Source organism: Allorhizobium pseudoryzae, assembly GCF_011046245.1.
GTDB classification, from domain to species: Bacteria; Pseudomonadota; Alphaproteobacteria; order Rhizobiales; family Rhizobiaceae; genus Neorhizobium; species Neorhizobium pseudoryzae.
Genome location: NZ_CP049241.1, coordinates 2127207 through 2140734 on the forward strand (window position 1 = coordinate 2127207; position 13528 = coordinate 2140734).

A 13528-nucleotide genomic window follows, 5' to 3' on the forward strand; every position below is an offset into this window, starting at 1 on the left:
CGGGGCCGAAAAGCGCCAAATTCCGCGCGGCTTGCTCTCTTTTTGCGATCGCTTGAGCAAGCGCCTTGCGGTTCAACCGCCCTGCGGCTTCCAGCGTTCGGCAATCGCGATGCCGCCGAGCGCCAGGACGAGCGCCACGATGTGGAAGGTGTACAATTCCTCGCCGATGATCAGGACCGACAGAAGGGTGCCGAAGACGGGAACGAGATTGATGAACAGGCCGGCCCGGTTCGCGCCGATCTGTTCGATGCCCTGGATGTAGGAGATCTGCGCGATCAGCGAGGCGAAGAGACCCGTGTAGAGGGCGGCCGCCCAGCCCGGCGCGTCCGGCCAGATCATCGCGCCGCGGGTCCACTCCCACGTGACGAGCGGCAGGGTGCACAATAGCGCCACCAGTGCCGGGATCGCCATCATCGTGCGCCAGTCGACGGGCGGGCGCCAGCGCAGCGCGATCGTGTAGGCGGCATAGGCCACGACCGCGATCAGCATCAGGCCGTCGCCGAAGTTGACGCTGAGCGACAGCAGCGTCGCCAGATCCCCGTGCGAGGCTGTCAGCCCGACGCCGATCAGCGTCAGGGAGAAGCCGAGCACCTGGGCGAGCGAAATGCGGATGCGAAACAGCAGGAAGTTGGCGAGGAAGATCAGGAAGGGAATGCCGGCCTGCTCGATCGTGACGTTGATCGCGGTGGTGTAATGCACGGCGGAATACAGCAGCACATTGAAGAGCGTGTAGCCGATCGCACCCAGGAAAACCATCAGCGGAAGATGGTTCTTCACGACCGGCCAATCCTTCTTCAACTGCGGAATGGAAATGGCGAAAATGATGGCGCAGGCAAAGATCCACCGCCACATGGTCAGCATCATCGGGCTGATGTGGCCGATGGCCAGTTTGCCGACGACGGCATTGCCGCCCCAGCTCAGCGTTGCGAGGATGAGGAAAAAATAGGCTCTCAAATGCAAGGGTATCCTCCCGGATGAAGGGATCGTCGGCGCCCTCCCGGTCTTCGTTGGATGGGGAAATAGCCCTTCCATCGGCAATCTGTCACGCAAAAACAGTCGGAAAGGTCATAAACGTGTCGCTTTCCCGAAAATGACACAGTATAGATGCGCCGGTTTGAGCGGGAGTCCGGAGCCCGCAGGTACAGCAGGAAAGCTTCGAAATGACGAATGTCGTGGTAATCGGTTCGCAGTGGGGTGACGAGGGCAAGGGCAAGATCGTCGACTGGCTCTCGGAGCGGGCCGACATCGTCGTGCGCTTCCAGGGCGGTCACAATGCCGGCCATACGCTGGTCATCGATGGCGTCAGCTACAAGCTTTCGCTGCTGCCGTCGGGCGTCGTGCGTCCGGGCAAGATGGCGGTCATCGGCAATGGCGTGGTCGTCGATCCGCATGCCCTCATCGCCGAAATCGGCCGCCTGAAGGCACAAGGCGTCGAGGTGACGCCGGAGAACCTGCGGATTGCCGAAAATGCCACGCTGATCCTGTCGCTGCATCGCGAGCTTGACGGGATGCGCGAAGATGCCGCCACCAACAGCGGCACGAAGATCGGCACCACGCGACGCGGCATCGGCCCGGCCTATGAGGACAAGGTCGGTCGCCGCGCCATCCGCGTGATGGATCTCGCCGATCTCGACGCGCTGGAAGGCAAGGTCGAGCGGATCCTCACCCACCACAATGCGCTGCGCCGTGGCTTTGGCGCTCCGGAAGTCGAACACAAGACGATCATGGAGGAACTCACCTCGATCGCCGATCGCGTCCTGCCGTTCATGGATTCGGTCTGGAACATGCTCGACAAGGAGCGCCGCAAGGGCTCGCGCATCCTGTTTGAAGGCGCGCAGGGCTCGCTGCTCGATATCGACCACGGCACCTATCCCTTCGTGACCTCGTCGAACACGGTTGCCGGCCAGGCTGCAGCAGGCTCCGGCATGGGGCCGGGCTCGCTCGGCTACATCCTCGGTATCACCAAGGCCTATACGACGCGCGTCGGCGAAGGTCCGTTCCCGACGGAACTGACGGACGAGGTCGGCCAGTTTTTGGGCGAGCGCGGCCATGAATTCGGCACAGTTACCGGGCGTAAGCGTCGCTGCGGCTGGTTCGATGCGGCGCTTGTGCGCCAGTCGGTCGCCACGAACGGCATCACCGGCATCGCGCTCACCAAGCTCGACGTGCTGGATGGCCTGGACGAACTGAAGATCTGCGTCGGCTACAAGCTGGATGGTCAGGAGATCGATTACCTGCCGGCGGCCCAGGCGGCCCAGGCGCGTGTCGAGCCGATCTACATCACGCTGGAAGGCTGGAAGGAATCCACCGTCGGCGCCCGCAAATGGGCGGATCTGCCGGCACAGGCAATCAAATATGTGCGCCAGGTGGAGGAGCTTATCGGTGCGCCGGTGGCGCTCCTCTCCACCAGTCCGGAGCGCGACGACACAATACTTGTGACGGACCCGTTTGAAGACTAAAGTCCGGCGCTATCTACCTTTTCACTCGGCGCCAATGCCGGTGATCAAGAGAAAGTATCAATGGCTGATTTTGTAGCGGTTATTCGCCGGGCCGTCGATGGCCTGGCGAACAATACTCCCGAGATGCGTGTCCGGGTTTATGAGAAGGCTCGCAGCGCCGTTCAGCGGCAGCTGGAGAACATGAAGCCGCGCCCTTCGGACGAGATGCTGCGTCGCCAGTTGGAAAAGCTGGACGCGGCCATTGCCGCCGTGGAAGCCGAGCATGCGGAGGCGCTGCCGCCCGAACCTGCCGCACCGGTGCCGCCGGTTGCCGCCGCAGCCGCCTATGCCGCACCGGAAGAGAGCGCCGAAGAGGATCTTCATCCCGAACCGCAGCCGGTAGACGAACAGCCGGTTGAACCGGCCGCACATGATGCCGAGGCGGACGACCGCCTGCCGCAGGACTACTCTGAGCCGGAAACGGTTGCGGAGCCTTACGCTCCGGCTCCCGACCATGCCTATCCGCAGGACGAGGCCACGGACGCGGTTTCTCCGGCAAGCGATCCTTTCGATGCGCAGACCGATGGGGAGCCGCTCGAGACCGAGCCGGTAGCAGAAGTCTATTCTCCCGCTCCGTCGCAGCCGTCTGCCGATCCGTTCGGCGATGAACCCCAGGCCGCCGAAGCCGCGCCGCAGAATGACGGTTCGTGGAACTCGCCGGAACCCGTGTATGAACCGGTGCCGGAACCTGTACACGAGCCGGCCTATGAACCGGTCACCGAACAGCCGGAAGAGCCGGTCGTCGAGCCTGCTGCTGATCCGGTGGTCGATTGGCGCCCCGAAGAGGCAGCGCCCGCCATCGAACCGGTTGCGCATGAGCACCGCGAAGTCGTCTATGACCAGGCAACCTACCACGAGCATGTGGACAGTGCGCCGGACATCGGACCGGAAGAGACGGCGGTAGAGGCCGAAGCGGTGCCGTATGGCACGGGACCCGTGGTCGAACCGGCAGCCGATGTGCTCGCCGATTTCGACCAGCCGCGGTCAAACTTTGCCCGTGCCCGCAGCGAGTGGCCGGATGCGCCCTCGACGGCTCCGATTGTGTCTTCCGATCCCTATCTAGACGAGCCGGCTCCGGCCGCCGAGACCAACGACTGGTATCTTCCCGAGGCGACCGTGGAGGCCGATCACCGGCTTGCGGAGAGCCAGCCGCCGGCGGACGAGCCGGCACAGGGCGCCTCCGAGCCGGACTGGGCCATGCCTGCCGAGATCGGCATGCAGACGGCCGCCGCACGCGATGCGGTCGAACCGGAAGACATCTTTAGCGCCCATTTTGATGACGAGCAGCATGCAACCGCTCAGCCGCGCATGCCGGCCGTCTCCGACCTTCCGGACCTGACGGCGCCGCCGGCGCGGTCTGCCGAACCGGATTTCGATGAGGATCCGCTCGGCGAATTTTTACAGCCGACGGCCACCACCGCGAAGATTGCGCCGGCGCCAGCCGATGCGGATGATCCGTGGAACGACCTGGAAGAGCTGATCGGTTACGACCGCAATGCCGACGGCACGGTTGCTGCCGGCGGATCCGCCGCAGGCGCACGGGACGGTCGGGCCGACAGCGCCGAACTCGAAGCGCTGATGGCGGCCCCGGTTGCCAAGTCCTACCGCATCAAGCCGAAACCGAAGCGCAGTTATGCGGTGATCCTGCTTGCCGTGCTGGGGCTTGCCCTGCTGGGTGGCGGTGGCTACGCGATCTGGATGAACCGTTCGGCCCTGAACTCGCTGGTCGGAAACGGCGCAGGGCCGGAGGCTTCCGGAACGGCAACACCCGCGGCAAACCCGGGGGCAACGGCACAGACCAGCCCGACAGCACCGGCGACGACCCCGGCGGCGAATGGCGGCTCGGCTCCTGCTGCCACACCCGCCTCTACGCCCGGCGAACCAGCCGGCCCGACCAAGTTCACCCAGAGGCTTCTTGCGGATGGGACCGAGGTGGATCAGGGATCGGGCGGTCCGCAGGCCAGTGCCAGCGGACAATCTGTGGCGCAGTTGAATGCGCCGCCGGCGGAGCCCGCTGCCGGTCAGCCGGCCAATGGTGCGGCCGCACAGGCCACGCCGCCTGCCACATCGCCGACGGCTCCCGCGCAGACCCCGGCAGAGGCGCCAGCACTCGCGGGCCAGAAGATCTTCCTTTATGAAGAGCGCGTCGGCCAATCGACCCCGATTGCCGTCGAAGGCACCGTTTCCTGGTCGCTGCAGAACGAATCGGGCGAGAACGGACGTCCGGAGCCGGTGGTTCAGGGCCGCATCAACATTCCCGATCGCGGCCTGACGGCGCTCGTCACCTTCAAGCGCAACACGGATGCCTCGCTGCCGGCAAGCCATCTGGTGGAGTTCGTCTTCTCGCTGCCGAAGGATTTCGAAGGCGGCGCGATCGACAGCGTTTCGCGCATCTCGATGAAATCGACGGAGCAGGATCGTGGCGATCCGCTGATTGCGGTCCCGGCGAAGATCACGGCTGACTTCCACATGGTGGCGCTGAACGATTTTCCGGATGCGCGCGCCCGCAACATGGAACTCCTGCGCACCCGCAACTGGATGGACGTGCCGCTGGTCTACAACACCGGTCGCCGGGCACTGCTGACCATGCAGAAGGGCCCGGACGGAACCAAGGCCTTCGACGAGGCGATCCGCGAATGGGGCGCCCTGGCACCGCAGCAGGGCCAGTAGGATTAGTCGCCAGCGCTGACGATCTGAGATCCGCCGGGACCAAGCGTCCGGCGGATCTTTTCGTTTGAGCCGGCGGCAGGATTTCTATGAGACCAAAAAAAGCCGCCCGGTCGGGGGCGGCTTGGTTCTTTCGGCGCGACGTTTTCGGATCAGGCATCGACATCCACGACGCGCAGGGCCTTCGCCTGGGCGAGCGCTTCCTTCTGCACGGCCTCCTGGACCTTTTCGAAGGCGCGCACCTCAATCTGGCGGACACGCTCTCGGCTGATGTCGAATTCGGACGAGAGTTCTTCCAGCGTCACCGGATCTTCGGACAGGCGGCGGGCTTCGAAGATGCGGCGTTCGCGTTCGTTCAGAACGCCCAAGGCCTTTTCCAGCATGCGGCGGCGGGTTTCGAGTTCGTCCTGTTCGATTAGCACCGCTTCCTGGCTGTCGTGCTCGTCCACCAGCCAATCCTGCCACTGGCCGGATTCGCCTTCGGTCGCGCGGATCGGTGCGTTGAGCGATGCGTCGCCGGTGAGGCGGCGGTTCATCGACACCACTTCCTCTTCCGAGACGTTCAGCTTGGTGGCGATTTCCTTGACCTGGTCTGGCTTCAGGTCGCCTTCCTCGATCGCCTGGATCTTGCCCTTCAGGCGGCGCAGGTTGAAGAACAGCCGCTTCTGGTTGGCGGTCGTTCCCATCTTCACCAGCGACCAGGAGCGCAGGATATATTCCTGGATCGACGCTTTGATCCACCACATGGCATAGGTCGCGAGACGGAAGCCGCGCTCGGGGTCGAACTTCTTCACCGCCTGCATCAGGCCGACATTGCCTTCGGAGACCACTTCGCCGATCGGCAGGCCGTAGCCGCGATAACCCATGGCGATCTTCGCCACGAGGCGCAGATGGCTGGTCACCAGTTGATGGGCGGCGTCACGATCCCCATGTTCCGCATAACGCTTGGCGAGCATGTATTCCTGCTGCGGCTCCAGCATCGGGAACTTGCGGATTTCATCGAGATAACGGTTGAGACCGGCTTCGCCGGACGTAATCGATGGTAGAGTATTGCGGGCCATAAAGCACCCCCTTCTGATCCTTGTGCGGCTCCCGTGGGCAATCCCCTGGACGAAAATCCTTGGGTCTCACCCGGTGGCGAGCCTTGTCGGCGCGGGTCTTTTCCCTCGACCCCGCACCAATCCACGTAACAGATAAGTGCGGCAGAAGGGTGATTCAAGCACTCGCCCGCGCTCACGTCCTCGTTATGACATTACGGGGCGGGCGTGGCTTGGATCATTGGACGGAGAAGAGGCAATGCGAAAGCAGCTCTTACGCAGCGCTTATGCGACGGCTTGCGCCACCATCTCTGGAAACTGGCTGATCACCCGGACATAGGCGATGGCAAAATCCGGTGCTGTGGTTCGGGCCTGTTCCCAGTCCCGCAGCGTGCCGACGGGTACCTTGAACCGATCGGCAAACTCCACCTGCGACAGGCCAAGGCCTGTTCGTGTGCGACGGATCAGGCGCGCGCGCTGTGCCCGTTCGAGGCCCTCTGCCGTCACGTCGAAATCATCCGGATCGGAGGGATCAGCCGGTAGAATGATAGGCTCGTTCATGCCGGTAACCTACGGAATGTCCGTAGCGCTGTAAATGCCCGTCGGTCCGTGGCGTAGCCAGGCGTCAGCTCTCCCGCAGCGCCTCCAAGAGTTCCTCCAGGTCCGCCGGAACCGGGGCCTCGAATTCCATCACCTCGCCGGTGCGCGGGTGTTCGAAGGCCAGCAGATAGGCATGCAGGGCCTGGCGGTGAAAACGGTTGACCACCGCCTTTGCCGCCTCCGGCAGGCGGTTCGCCTTGGTCTTGAAGGCGGCGCCATATTCCGGGTCGCCGATCAGCGGATGGCCGATATGGGCCATGTGCACGCGGATCTGGTGGGTCCGGCCCGTTTCCAGCCGGCATTCGACCAGCGAGGCCAGGCAGGTCGCGTCCTCCTGCTCGAGAAAACGCTCCACCACCTCGTAATGGGTGACGGCCTCGCGGGCATCCATCGCCTCCTCGCGCTTGACGCTGCGCTTGGTGCGGTCGGCACTCGAACGACCGAGCGGGGCGTCGATCGTGCCGCGCAGTTGCTGCGGGCGGCCCCAGACGAGCGCGATATAGGCACGTTCCAGATCGCCGGTGCGGCCGTGATCGGCAAACTGGGCGGCCAGATGCCGGTGGGCGACATCGTTTTTCGCCACCACCATCACGCCGCTGGTTTCCTTGTCCAGCCGGTGCACGATGCCGGGGCGCTTGACGCCGCCGATGCCCGACAGGCTGTCGCCGCAGTGGTGGATCAGCGCATTGACCAGCGTACCGGTCCAGTTGCCGGCGCCCGGATGCACGACCAGCCCGGCGGGCTTGGCGATCACGATCAGGTCAGCGTCCTCGTAGAGCACGTCGAGCGGGATATCCTCGCCCTTCGGTTCCGGATCTTCCGGTTCGGGCAGGCCGATCTCGACCAGATCCCCGGCGCGGATCTTCTTTCTCGCTTCGGTGCAGGGTGTTCCGTTGAGGGATACTGCGCCCTGTTCGATCAGCGCCTTGATGCGGCTTCTCGAAAATTCGCCGTCCAGTTCGGCGGCAAGCCAGGAATCCAGCCGGCCTTCGGCATCTTCGCCGGCGGTCAGGACTTTCCTCGGGCGGGAAGCTTCGTTAAAGGGGTCGTTCATTTTGTTTTCCAGATCAATCTCAGCAAGGACGCCCAGCACCATGGCCAATCACGAACCGGAGCACCTGGAGGAAGAGCCGCTCGATCCGGTGATGGAAAAGGTCCGCCGCAAGATGGTGCGCCTGCAGATCGTTTCGGCCGGCATCATGTTTGTCAGCCTTATGGCGGTCTTGGTGGCCGTTGTCTACAAGGCGTCGAACAGCAGCGAGGCGGCAAAGCCCGCGGCTCCCGGCGGCTTTGCGGTTCCGGCCGACCAGCCGCTTGCCGCCACGGCCACCCTGCCGACCGGCTTCGTCATCCAGTCGGTCTCGAATTCCGGCAGCCAGATCCTGTTCTACGGCACGCTTGCCGGCGCCCGCAAGGTGATGATCTTCGATCTCTCCGTCGGGCGGATCATCGCCGACGTGACGGTTGCCGAACACTGATCATGCCTGTGCCCGCCCGAGAGATAATCCGCATCGAGGATGCCGGCGATCCGCGTATCGCCGAATTCCGCGACATCAAGGAGAAGGATCTCGTCGGACGGGCAGGCGGTTTCATTGCCGAAGGGACGGTGGTGCTGCGCATGCTCGCCGCCGCCCATGCGGCGGGCGGTGCCTTTCGGGCGGAGAAGGTCCTGCTCCTGGAAAACCGGGTCGCGGGGCTTGGCGAACTGCTTGAGGCCTTTCCGGCGGAGGTGCCGGTCTATGTCGCCTCCGGGGCCGTGCTGGATGCGATTGCCGGTTTCCATCTCCATCGCGGCGTGCTGGCGCTCGGCCGCCGGCTTTGCCTGCCCGAGGTGCCCGATCTGCTGAGAACAGCGCCCGATCCGGCGCTTGTGGTGATTGCCTGCGGCATTTCCAATCACGACAATCTGGGTGCGATCTTCCGCAATGCCGCCGCCTTCGGGGCGTCTGCCGTGCTGATGGATGGTCTGTGCTGTGATCCGCTCTACCGCAAGGCTCTGCGCGTGTCGGTGGGTGCGGTGCTGTCGGTGCCCTATGCGCGGGGTGGACAGGTGCTTGATCTGCTGCAGACGGTCGATCGGGCGGGTTTTGCCATCTGGGGGCTATCGCCGCGCGGCGCGGTGGATCTGCGCGACATCCCCCCGGGCCGTGGCATTGCGCTTGTGACGGGAACGGAAGGCGAGGGGCTCCCACCGGAGGTTCTGGCGCGGTTCCGCTCCGCCCGTATTCCGCAGCGCCCCGGCCTCGACAGCCTGAATGCGGCGACGGCGACGGGGATCGCCCTCTACGAGATCGCCCGCCTGCAGCGGCTGATCTAGATTGGCAGGGTGATTATTTGCCAGGATCGGCCTGCGGAACGAGGCTGACATAGGTCTTGCGGGCGCGGGCGGCGAGGCTTTCGCGACCCGTCTGGCGCTGCTCGTCGCTCTCCTTTGCCAGAAGCGCCGGAATCGGCGATCCAGCCCCCTCGAGTGCTGCGGTCAAAGCCACCATGTCGGCCGCGATGCTGGCGAGTTCCCGGCGCAGCGCATCCTGAGCCTTCTTGCTCTTCGATTTCGACAGCTGCGCCGCCAGCGCCGTGCTGCGGTTGCGGATATCGTCGGCAAAACTCGTCAGGTCGATCATCGGGGTCACGTTCTGTGCAGGCTCTGCCGGCTGCGGGGCGCTCGCCTCTAGGGCAATTTGATCCGGGGTCTGCTCATCCAAACCGTCGTCTGGCGTATCCTGCAACGACATCAGCCCGGACAAATTCGCGCCGTTGATCGGCTTCAGCGGATAGTTGCCGGTGACCGGCTGCCAAAGCTCGGCCTTCACCGTCTTTGCCCGTCCTCTTGCGCGGGCAAGTTCCTCTTCGCGACGCTCCAGCCGGGTTGCAAGATCGGTCCTCGCCGCGATTTCGCGGGCGAGTTTCTCGTCCAGCCGTGCGAGGCGCCGCTTTTCCTCTTGCAGTTGCGTTTCGGCTTCCTTGGCCCTTGCGGTCAGAAGCTTGACTTCGCTGCGCAGCGTCTGCCGTTCCTCGCGCAGGTTTTCCGTGCGAACGCGGGTGTTTTCCAGTTCGGTATCCCGGGCAGCAAGCGAGATCTTCAGGTCATCGAGGTCCGTCAGGATGCGGCTGATGCGCTTCTGCAGCGCGTCCGTCTCCTCGTTCTTGGCCTCCAGCGTGCTCTCGATCAGCGCCAGCGATTGCTTCAGCTGCAGGATGAAGCCTTCCTCGCGGCGCAGGCGAGAGCGAAGGTCGGCGGCTTCGCTGCTCATGGTGTCGATCTGCATCTGCATGTCGTGATTGGCGGCGTGCAGTTCGGTGGTCTCGGCCGCCAGTCTGTCAAAGCGGATCTGCAACGCCGTGGCGCGGTCGCGCTCCTCTATCAGGTCCTGCTTCGTGCGGGCATTTTCCGCGGCGTAGACGGCGCGCGCCATGTCTCGTTGGGCGCGCACTTCCGCCGGGCTGATCGGCATCGTCGCCTTGAGCCGATTTTCTGTATAGCGCACCACCCGCCGGTGAACGGCAGGTGCCATGACCATCACGATCAGAGTTGCGCTGAGAAAACCCAGGCCAAACAATAGCGCGAACTCGATCACAGGCGGTCCATCATAGATTGGTGTTATCGATAGAGCTAAAACATCCCTTGCAGGGCGGCAATAGCGCCGTTTGTACGAAACTACGGGGTTTATCGATCAGAACGGGTTCCAGGTCGGCGCCTGGGTGAATTTGAGGTAGCCGACATTGACGCCGAGGCGGGCGCCAATACCGGTGCGGATCGGCACGATGACGACGTGCTCGTTCTTCAGCGCCGTCATCCCGACACCGGCGACGACGAAGGCCGATCCACTGACGCCGCCGAAACGGGAATAGAGGCTCTGGATGTCGGGCAGGTTGTAGACGAGCATCATGGTGCGGGCGCCCTGGCCGCCATAGTCGAGCCCGAGCGATGGACCTTGCCAGAAGGCGGGATGATTGCCGGCATTCTTGGTGTAAAGCTCGCCTTCGCCATAGGTGAGGCCGGCGATGAAGGCACCGGAGCCTTCCTGCCCGAGGATGTAGCCATTCGGCAGGCCGTATTGCTGAAAGGCCTGTTCGACCACCTTGGCAAGACCGCCGGTGGTGGAGCCGAAAAAGCCATGGCCGGCATCGACAATTTCCTGAACGCTGTATTGCGAACTGTTCTGGGCCTGCTGTGCCTTGGCAGTGAAGACCGGAAGCGCGAAAAACGCGGAAACGAGCAAGGCGGCAAACAGTTGTACCGAGCCGAAAACTCTGTCGAAGCGCATTGGCCTCTCCATTTTTTGTTCATTACGATGCCGAGTGTCGCGGCAGCAGCATCTTGCGTTGATCCTGTTAACAAGCGGTTTACCAAAAATGGTGTCATTATGGCGGCAATCGCGGTTCGTCATGGTCTGCCATCACACCCGCACAAGCTTTTCGTGAAAATTTCACGTGATAGACGCTCACATCAGGAACCCAGTCCATGTCGAAGAACCCGAATCTCACCCTCAGCGGTCCCGATCTGGCAGCGCTCCTGTGCAGCCGGGTGTGCCATGACGTCATCTCGCCGGTCGGGGCCATCAACAATGGTCTCGAACTGCTGGATGAAGGCGGCACCGATGCCGACGCGCTCGACCTCATCCGCACCTCCGCGCTGAATGCCTCGGTGCGCCTCAAGTTTGCCCGGCTCGCCTTTGGCGCCTCCGGCTCCGTCGGTGCGTCCATCGATACGGGCGAGGCGGAAAAGGCTGCCAAGGATTTCGCCGCTGCCGAAAAGAAGACCGAAGTCACCTGGAGCGGTCCACGCGCCATCATTCCGAAGAACAAGGTGAAGCTGCTGCTCAACCTGTTCATGGTGGCCTACAGCTCCATCCCGCGCGGCGGCTCGCTGGACGTCCTGCTGGAAAATCCGGAAACGGATGCCAAGTTCACCATCACCACCAAGGGCCGCATGCTGCGCCTGCCGCAGAAATATGTGGAAGTCAGCAGCGGCACGCTGGAAGAAGCGATCGACGCCCACACGATCCAGCCCTACTACACGGTTGTTCTGGCCGAGGAGTGCGGCATGGAACTGAAGCATGTGGTGTCCGAGGATCGCATCGCCTTCATCGCGGAAACCGCGATCGTCTGATTCTTTCCGGTAACCCTTCCTTAGCGGTCGCCGACTAAGCTTCCAGTTGAAGTGCCCGGAACCCTGGTCCGGGCGTGGCGGGGCTCGTGCCCGTGGCTGGAGGAGGTTCTCATGCGGCGCCTGATGATTGCAGACACATCCGACATCGTCCGCACGGTGGCCAAGCGCATCCTCTCGGAACTGGGCTTTCTGGTTGCGGAAGCTTCCAGCGACCGCGAAGCGATGTCGCGCTGCCAGGCCGAGCTTCCGGACGTGCTGATCGTCGATGCCAACCTGGAGGGTGCGCTGGAGCTGATCTCCGGCGTCCGATCGTTGCCGGAGGGCGATAAGGTGCGCATCTATTACTGCGTGATCGAGGCGGATCTGAAGAAGATGATGGCAGGCAAGCGTGCCGGCGCCAACGACTTCCTGCTGAAGCCCTTCGATCGCAAGATCCTCACCTCGGTCTTCGCCAACATTCCGGCTGCGGCTTAAGACGCCCCCATCCTCCGCGCGGCCTGAATTTCAACCCCTTCGTCCGACCCGGCGGAGGGGTTTTGCGTTGGCGACCTGGAAACGGGCTTGAAAGTTCTCGGTCCCAAACGGCAAAACGCCCGGATCAGAGACCCGGGCGCGCATCAGATGATGGGAATATTCGGCGGTCTGGCAGGCGAAATCAGGCGGTTTCGGCGTATTCCGCCCCGTCCGGCTCGCGCAGCACATAACCGCGGCCCCAAACGGTTTCGATGTAGTTTGCACCGCCCGCCGCATTGGCAAGCTTCTTGCGCAGCTTGCAGATGAAGACGTCGATAATCTTCAGTTCCGGTTCGTCCATGCCGCCATAAAGGTGGTTAAGGAACATTTCCTTCGTCAGCGTCGTGCCCTTGCGCAGCGAAAGCAGCTCGAGCATCTGGTATTCCTTGCCCGTCAGGTGAACGCGCTGGCCGCCCACTTCCACGGTCTTGGCATCCAGATTCACCACCAGTTCGCCGGTCACGATGATCGACTGGGCATGGCCCTTCGAACGGCGGACGATGGCGTGGATGCGTGCAACCAGCTCGTCCTTGTGGAACGGCTTGGTCATGTAGTCGTCGGCGCCGAAGCCGAGGCCGCGAACCTTATCCTCGATACCGGCCATGCCGGACAGGATCAGGATCGGTGTTTTGACCTTCGACAGACGCAGAGTGCGCAGAACCTCGTAACCGGACATGTCCGGCAGGTTGAGGTCGAGCAGAATGATGTCGTAGTCGTACAGCTTTCCCAGATCGACGCCCTCCTCGCCGAGATCCGTCGTGTAGACGTTGAAGCTCTCGGACTTGAGCATCAGCTCGATGCTCTGAGCAGTCGCGCTGTCATCTTCGATGAGTAGAACCCGCATAATTTTCCCCTTTACCGCCGCGAAGGTGTGAATGCCCCCTAACGCGAAACGGATCCAGACGTTGCCTGATTTGGAAGCTGACACCAATTGGTTAACAAACTCTGACTCCCTTTGGCAAGGCTCAGAATTTCGTTAAACAAGCTTGGTATTCGCCTGATTTTTCTTGTGAATCTGCCAGCGCCATACCTGAATCTCTTTGTGAGGTTTTGCCACCAAGTGATTCATACGACTCATCATTGTCGTCTGCCGAAATCGG

Annotated in this window: 13 protein-coding genes; 6 read left to right on the forward strand and 7 right to left on the reverse strand. The window is 63.0% G+C overall.

Features of this window, described 5'->3' with window-relative positions; translation table 11 throughout:
* Positions 1-72 precede the first annotated feature (72 nt).
* On the reverse strand, positions 73-960 hold the full coding sequence (locus G6N78_RS10260; protein WP_165218035.1) for a DMT family transporter: 888 nt from the start codon (positions 958-960) through the stop codon (positions 73-75).
* Positions 961-1160: 200 nt separating this feature from the next.
* Between G6N78_RS10260 and G6N78_RS10265 the strand changes: the two genes are divergently transcribed.
* Positions 1161-2459, forward strand: coding sequence for an adenylosuccinate synthase (locus tag G6N78_RS10265; RefSeq protein WP_165218037.1), 1299 nt, complete (start codon positions 1161-1163; stop codon positions 2457-2459).
* Positions 2460-2519: 60 nt separating this feature from the next.
* Positions 2520-5168 (forward strand): hypothetical protein, encoded by a 2649-nt coding sequence (locus G6N78_RS10270; protein WP_165218039.1) that lies wholly within the window; start codon positions 2520-2522, stop codon positions 5166-5168.
* Between the two features lie 149 nt (positions 5169-5317).
* On the opposite strand, the gene rpoH is transcribed toward G6N78_RS10270, so the two are convergent.
* The 3 genes from rpoH to G6N78_RS10285 form a co-directional block, all read right to left on the reverse strand.
* Positions 5318-6226 carry an RNA polymerase sigma factor RpoH gene (gene rpoH, locus G6N78_RS10275; protein WP_165218041.1) on the reverse strand — a complete coding sequence of 303 codons (909 nt, stop codon included), beginning with the start codon at positions 6224-6226 and terminating at the stop codon, positions 5318-5320.
* A gap of 261 nt (positions 6227-6487) precedes the next feature.
* A complete protein-coding gene (locus tag G6N78_RS10280) occupies positions 6488-6763 on the reverse strand; it encodes a helix-turn-helix domain-containing protein (protein ID WP_165218043.1) in 276 nt (91 codons plus the stop codon).
* A 64-nt stretch (positions 6764-6827) separates the two neighbouring features.
* Positions 6828-7856, reverse strand: a complete 1029-nt coding sequence (locus G6N78_RS10285) for an RluA family pseudouridine synthase (RefSeq protein ID WP_165218045.1) — start codon at positions 7854-7856, stop codon at positions 6828-6830.
* 40 nt (positions 7857-7896) lie between these two features.
* Between G6N78_RS10285 and G6N78_RS10290 the strand changes: the two genes are divergently transcribed.
* Both G6N78_RS10290 and G6N78_RS10295 read left to right on the forward strand, forming a co-directional pair.
* A complete protein-coding gene (locus G6N78_RS10290) occupies positions 7897-8280 on the forward strand; it encodes a hypothetical protein (RefSeq protein WP_165218047.1) in 384 nt (127 codons plus the stop codon).
* A gap of 2 nt (positions 8281-8282) precedes the next feature.
* Positions 8283-9119, forward strand: coding sequence for a TrmH family RNA methyltransferase (locus G6N78_RS10295; RefSeq protein WP_165218049.1), 837 nt, complete (start codon positions 8283-8285; stop codon positions 9117-9119).
* Between the two features lie 13 nt (positions 9120-9132).
* Here G6N78_RS10295 and G6N78_RS10300 read toward each other — a convergent pair whose 3' ends face one another.
* Together G6N78_RS10300 and G6N78_RS10305 are read right to left on the reverse strand one after the other, a co-directional pair.
* Complete coding sequence (locus G6N78_RS10300) at positions 9133-10317, reverse strand: coiled-coil domain-containing protein (RefSeq protein WP_165218051.1); 1185 nt, start codon at positions 10315-10317, stop codon at positions 9133-9135.
* Positions 10318-10476: 159 nt separating this feature from the next.
* Positions 10477-11070, reverse strand: a complete 594-nt coding sequence (locus tag G6N78_RS10305) for a DUF1134 domain-containing protein (protein ID WP_165218053.1) — start codon at positions 11068-11070, stop codon at positions 10477-10479.
* A gap of 197 nt (positions 11071-11267) precedes the next feature.
* On the opposite strand from G6N78_RS10305, the gene chpT reads away from it, so the two are divergent.
* Together chpT and G6N78_RS10315 are read left to right on the forward strand one after the other, a co-directional pair.
* Positions 11268-11915 (forward strand): histidine phosphotransferase ChpT, encoded by a 648-nt coding sequence (gene chpT / locus G6N78_RS10310; RefSeq protein ID WP_165218055.1) that lies wholly within the window; start codon positions 11268-11270, stop codon positions 11913-11915.
* Between the two features lie 111 nt (positions 11916-12026).
* Complete coding sequence (locus tag G6N78_RS10315) at positions 12027-12389, forward strand: response regulator (RefSeq protein WP_165218057.1); 363 nt, start codon at positions 12027-12029, stop codon at positions 12387-12389.
* A 181-nt stretch (positions 12390-12570) separates the two neighbouring features.
* Here G6N78_RS10315 and ctrA read toward each other — a convergent pair whose 3' ends face one another.
* Positions 12571-13272 carry a response regulator transcription factor CtrA gene (gene ctrA / locus G6N78_RS10320; protein ID WP_165218059.1) on the reverse strand — a complete coding sequence of 234 codons (702 nt, stop codon included), beginning with the start codon at positions 13270-13272 and terminating at the stop codon, positions 12571-12573.
* Positions 13273-13528: the final 256 nt, after the last annotated feature.

Coding starts and splice junctions, on each gene's coding strand:
- G6N78_RS10265 (WP_165218037.1), top strand. CDS start 1,161: ATGACGAATGTCGTGGTAATCGGTTCGCAGTGGGGTGACGAGGGCAAG.
- G6N78_RS10270 (WP_165218039.1), top strand. CDS start 2,520: ATGGCTGATTTTGTAGCGGTTATTCGCCGGGCCGTCGATGGCCTGGCG.
- rpoH (WP_165218041.1), bottom strand. CDS start 6,226: ATGGCCCGCAATACTCTACCATCGATTACGTCCGGCGAAGCCGGTCTC.
- G6N78_RS10280 (WP_165218043.1), bottom strand. CDS start 6,763: ATGAACGAGCCTATCATTCTACCGGCTGATCCCTCCGATCCGGATGAT.
- G6N78_RS10285 (WP_165218045.1), bottom strand. CDS start 7,856: ATGAACGACCCCTTTAACGAAGCTTCCCGCCCGAGGAAAGTCCTGACC.
- G6N78_RS10290 (WP_165218047.1), top strand. CDS start 7,897: ATGGCCAATCACGAACCGGAGCACCTGGAGGAAGAGCCGCTCGATCCG.
- G6N78_RS10295 (WP_165218049.1), top strand. CDS start 8,283: ATGCCTGTGCCCGCCCGAGAGATAATCCGCATCGAGGATGCCGGCGAT.
- G6N78_RS10300 (WP_165218051.1), bottom strand. CDS start 10,317: ATGGCACCTGCCGTTCACCGGCGGGTGGTGCGCTATACAGAAAATCGG.
- G6N78_RS10305 (WP_165218053.1), bottom strand. CDS start 11,070: ATGCGCTTCGACAGAGTTTTCGGCTCGGTACAACTGTTTGCCGCCTTG.
- chpT (WP_165218055.1), top strand. CDS start 11,268: ATGTCGAAGAACCCGAATCTCACCCTCAGCGGTCCCGATCTGGCAGCG.
- G6N78_RS10315 (WP_165218057.1), top strand. CDS start 12,027: ATGCGGCGCCTGATGATTGCAGACACATCCGACATCGTCCGCACGGTG.
- ctrA (WP_165218059.1), bottom strand. CDS start 13,272: ATGCGGGTTCTACTCATCGAAGATGACAGCGCGACTGCTCAGAGCATC.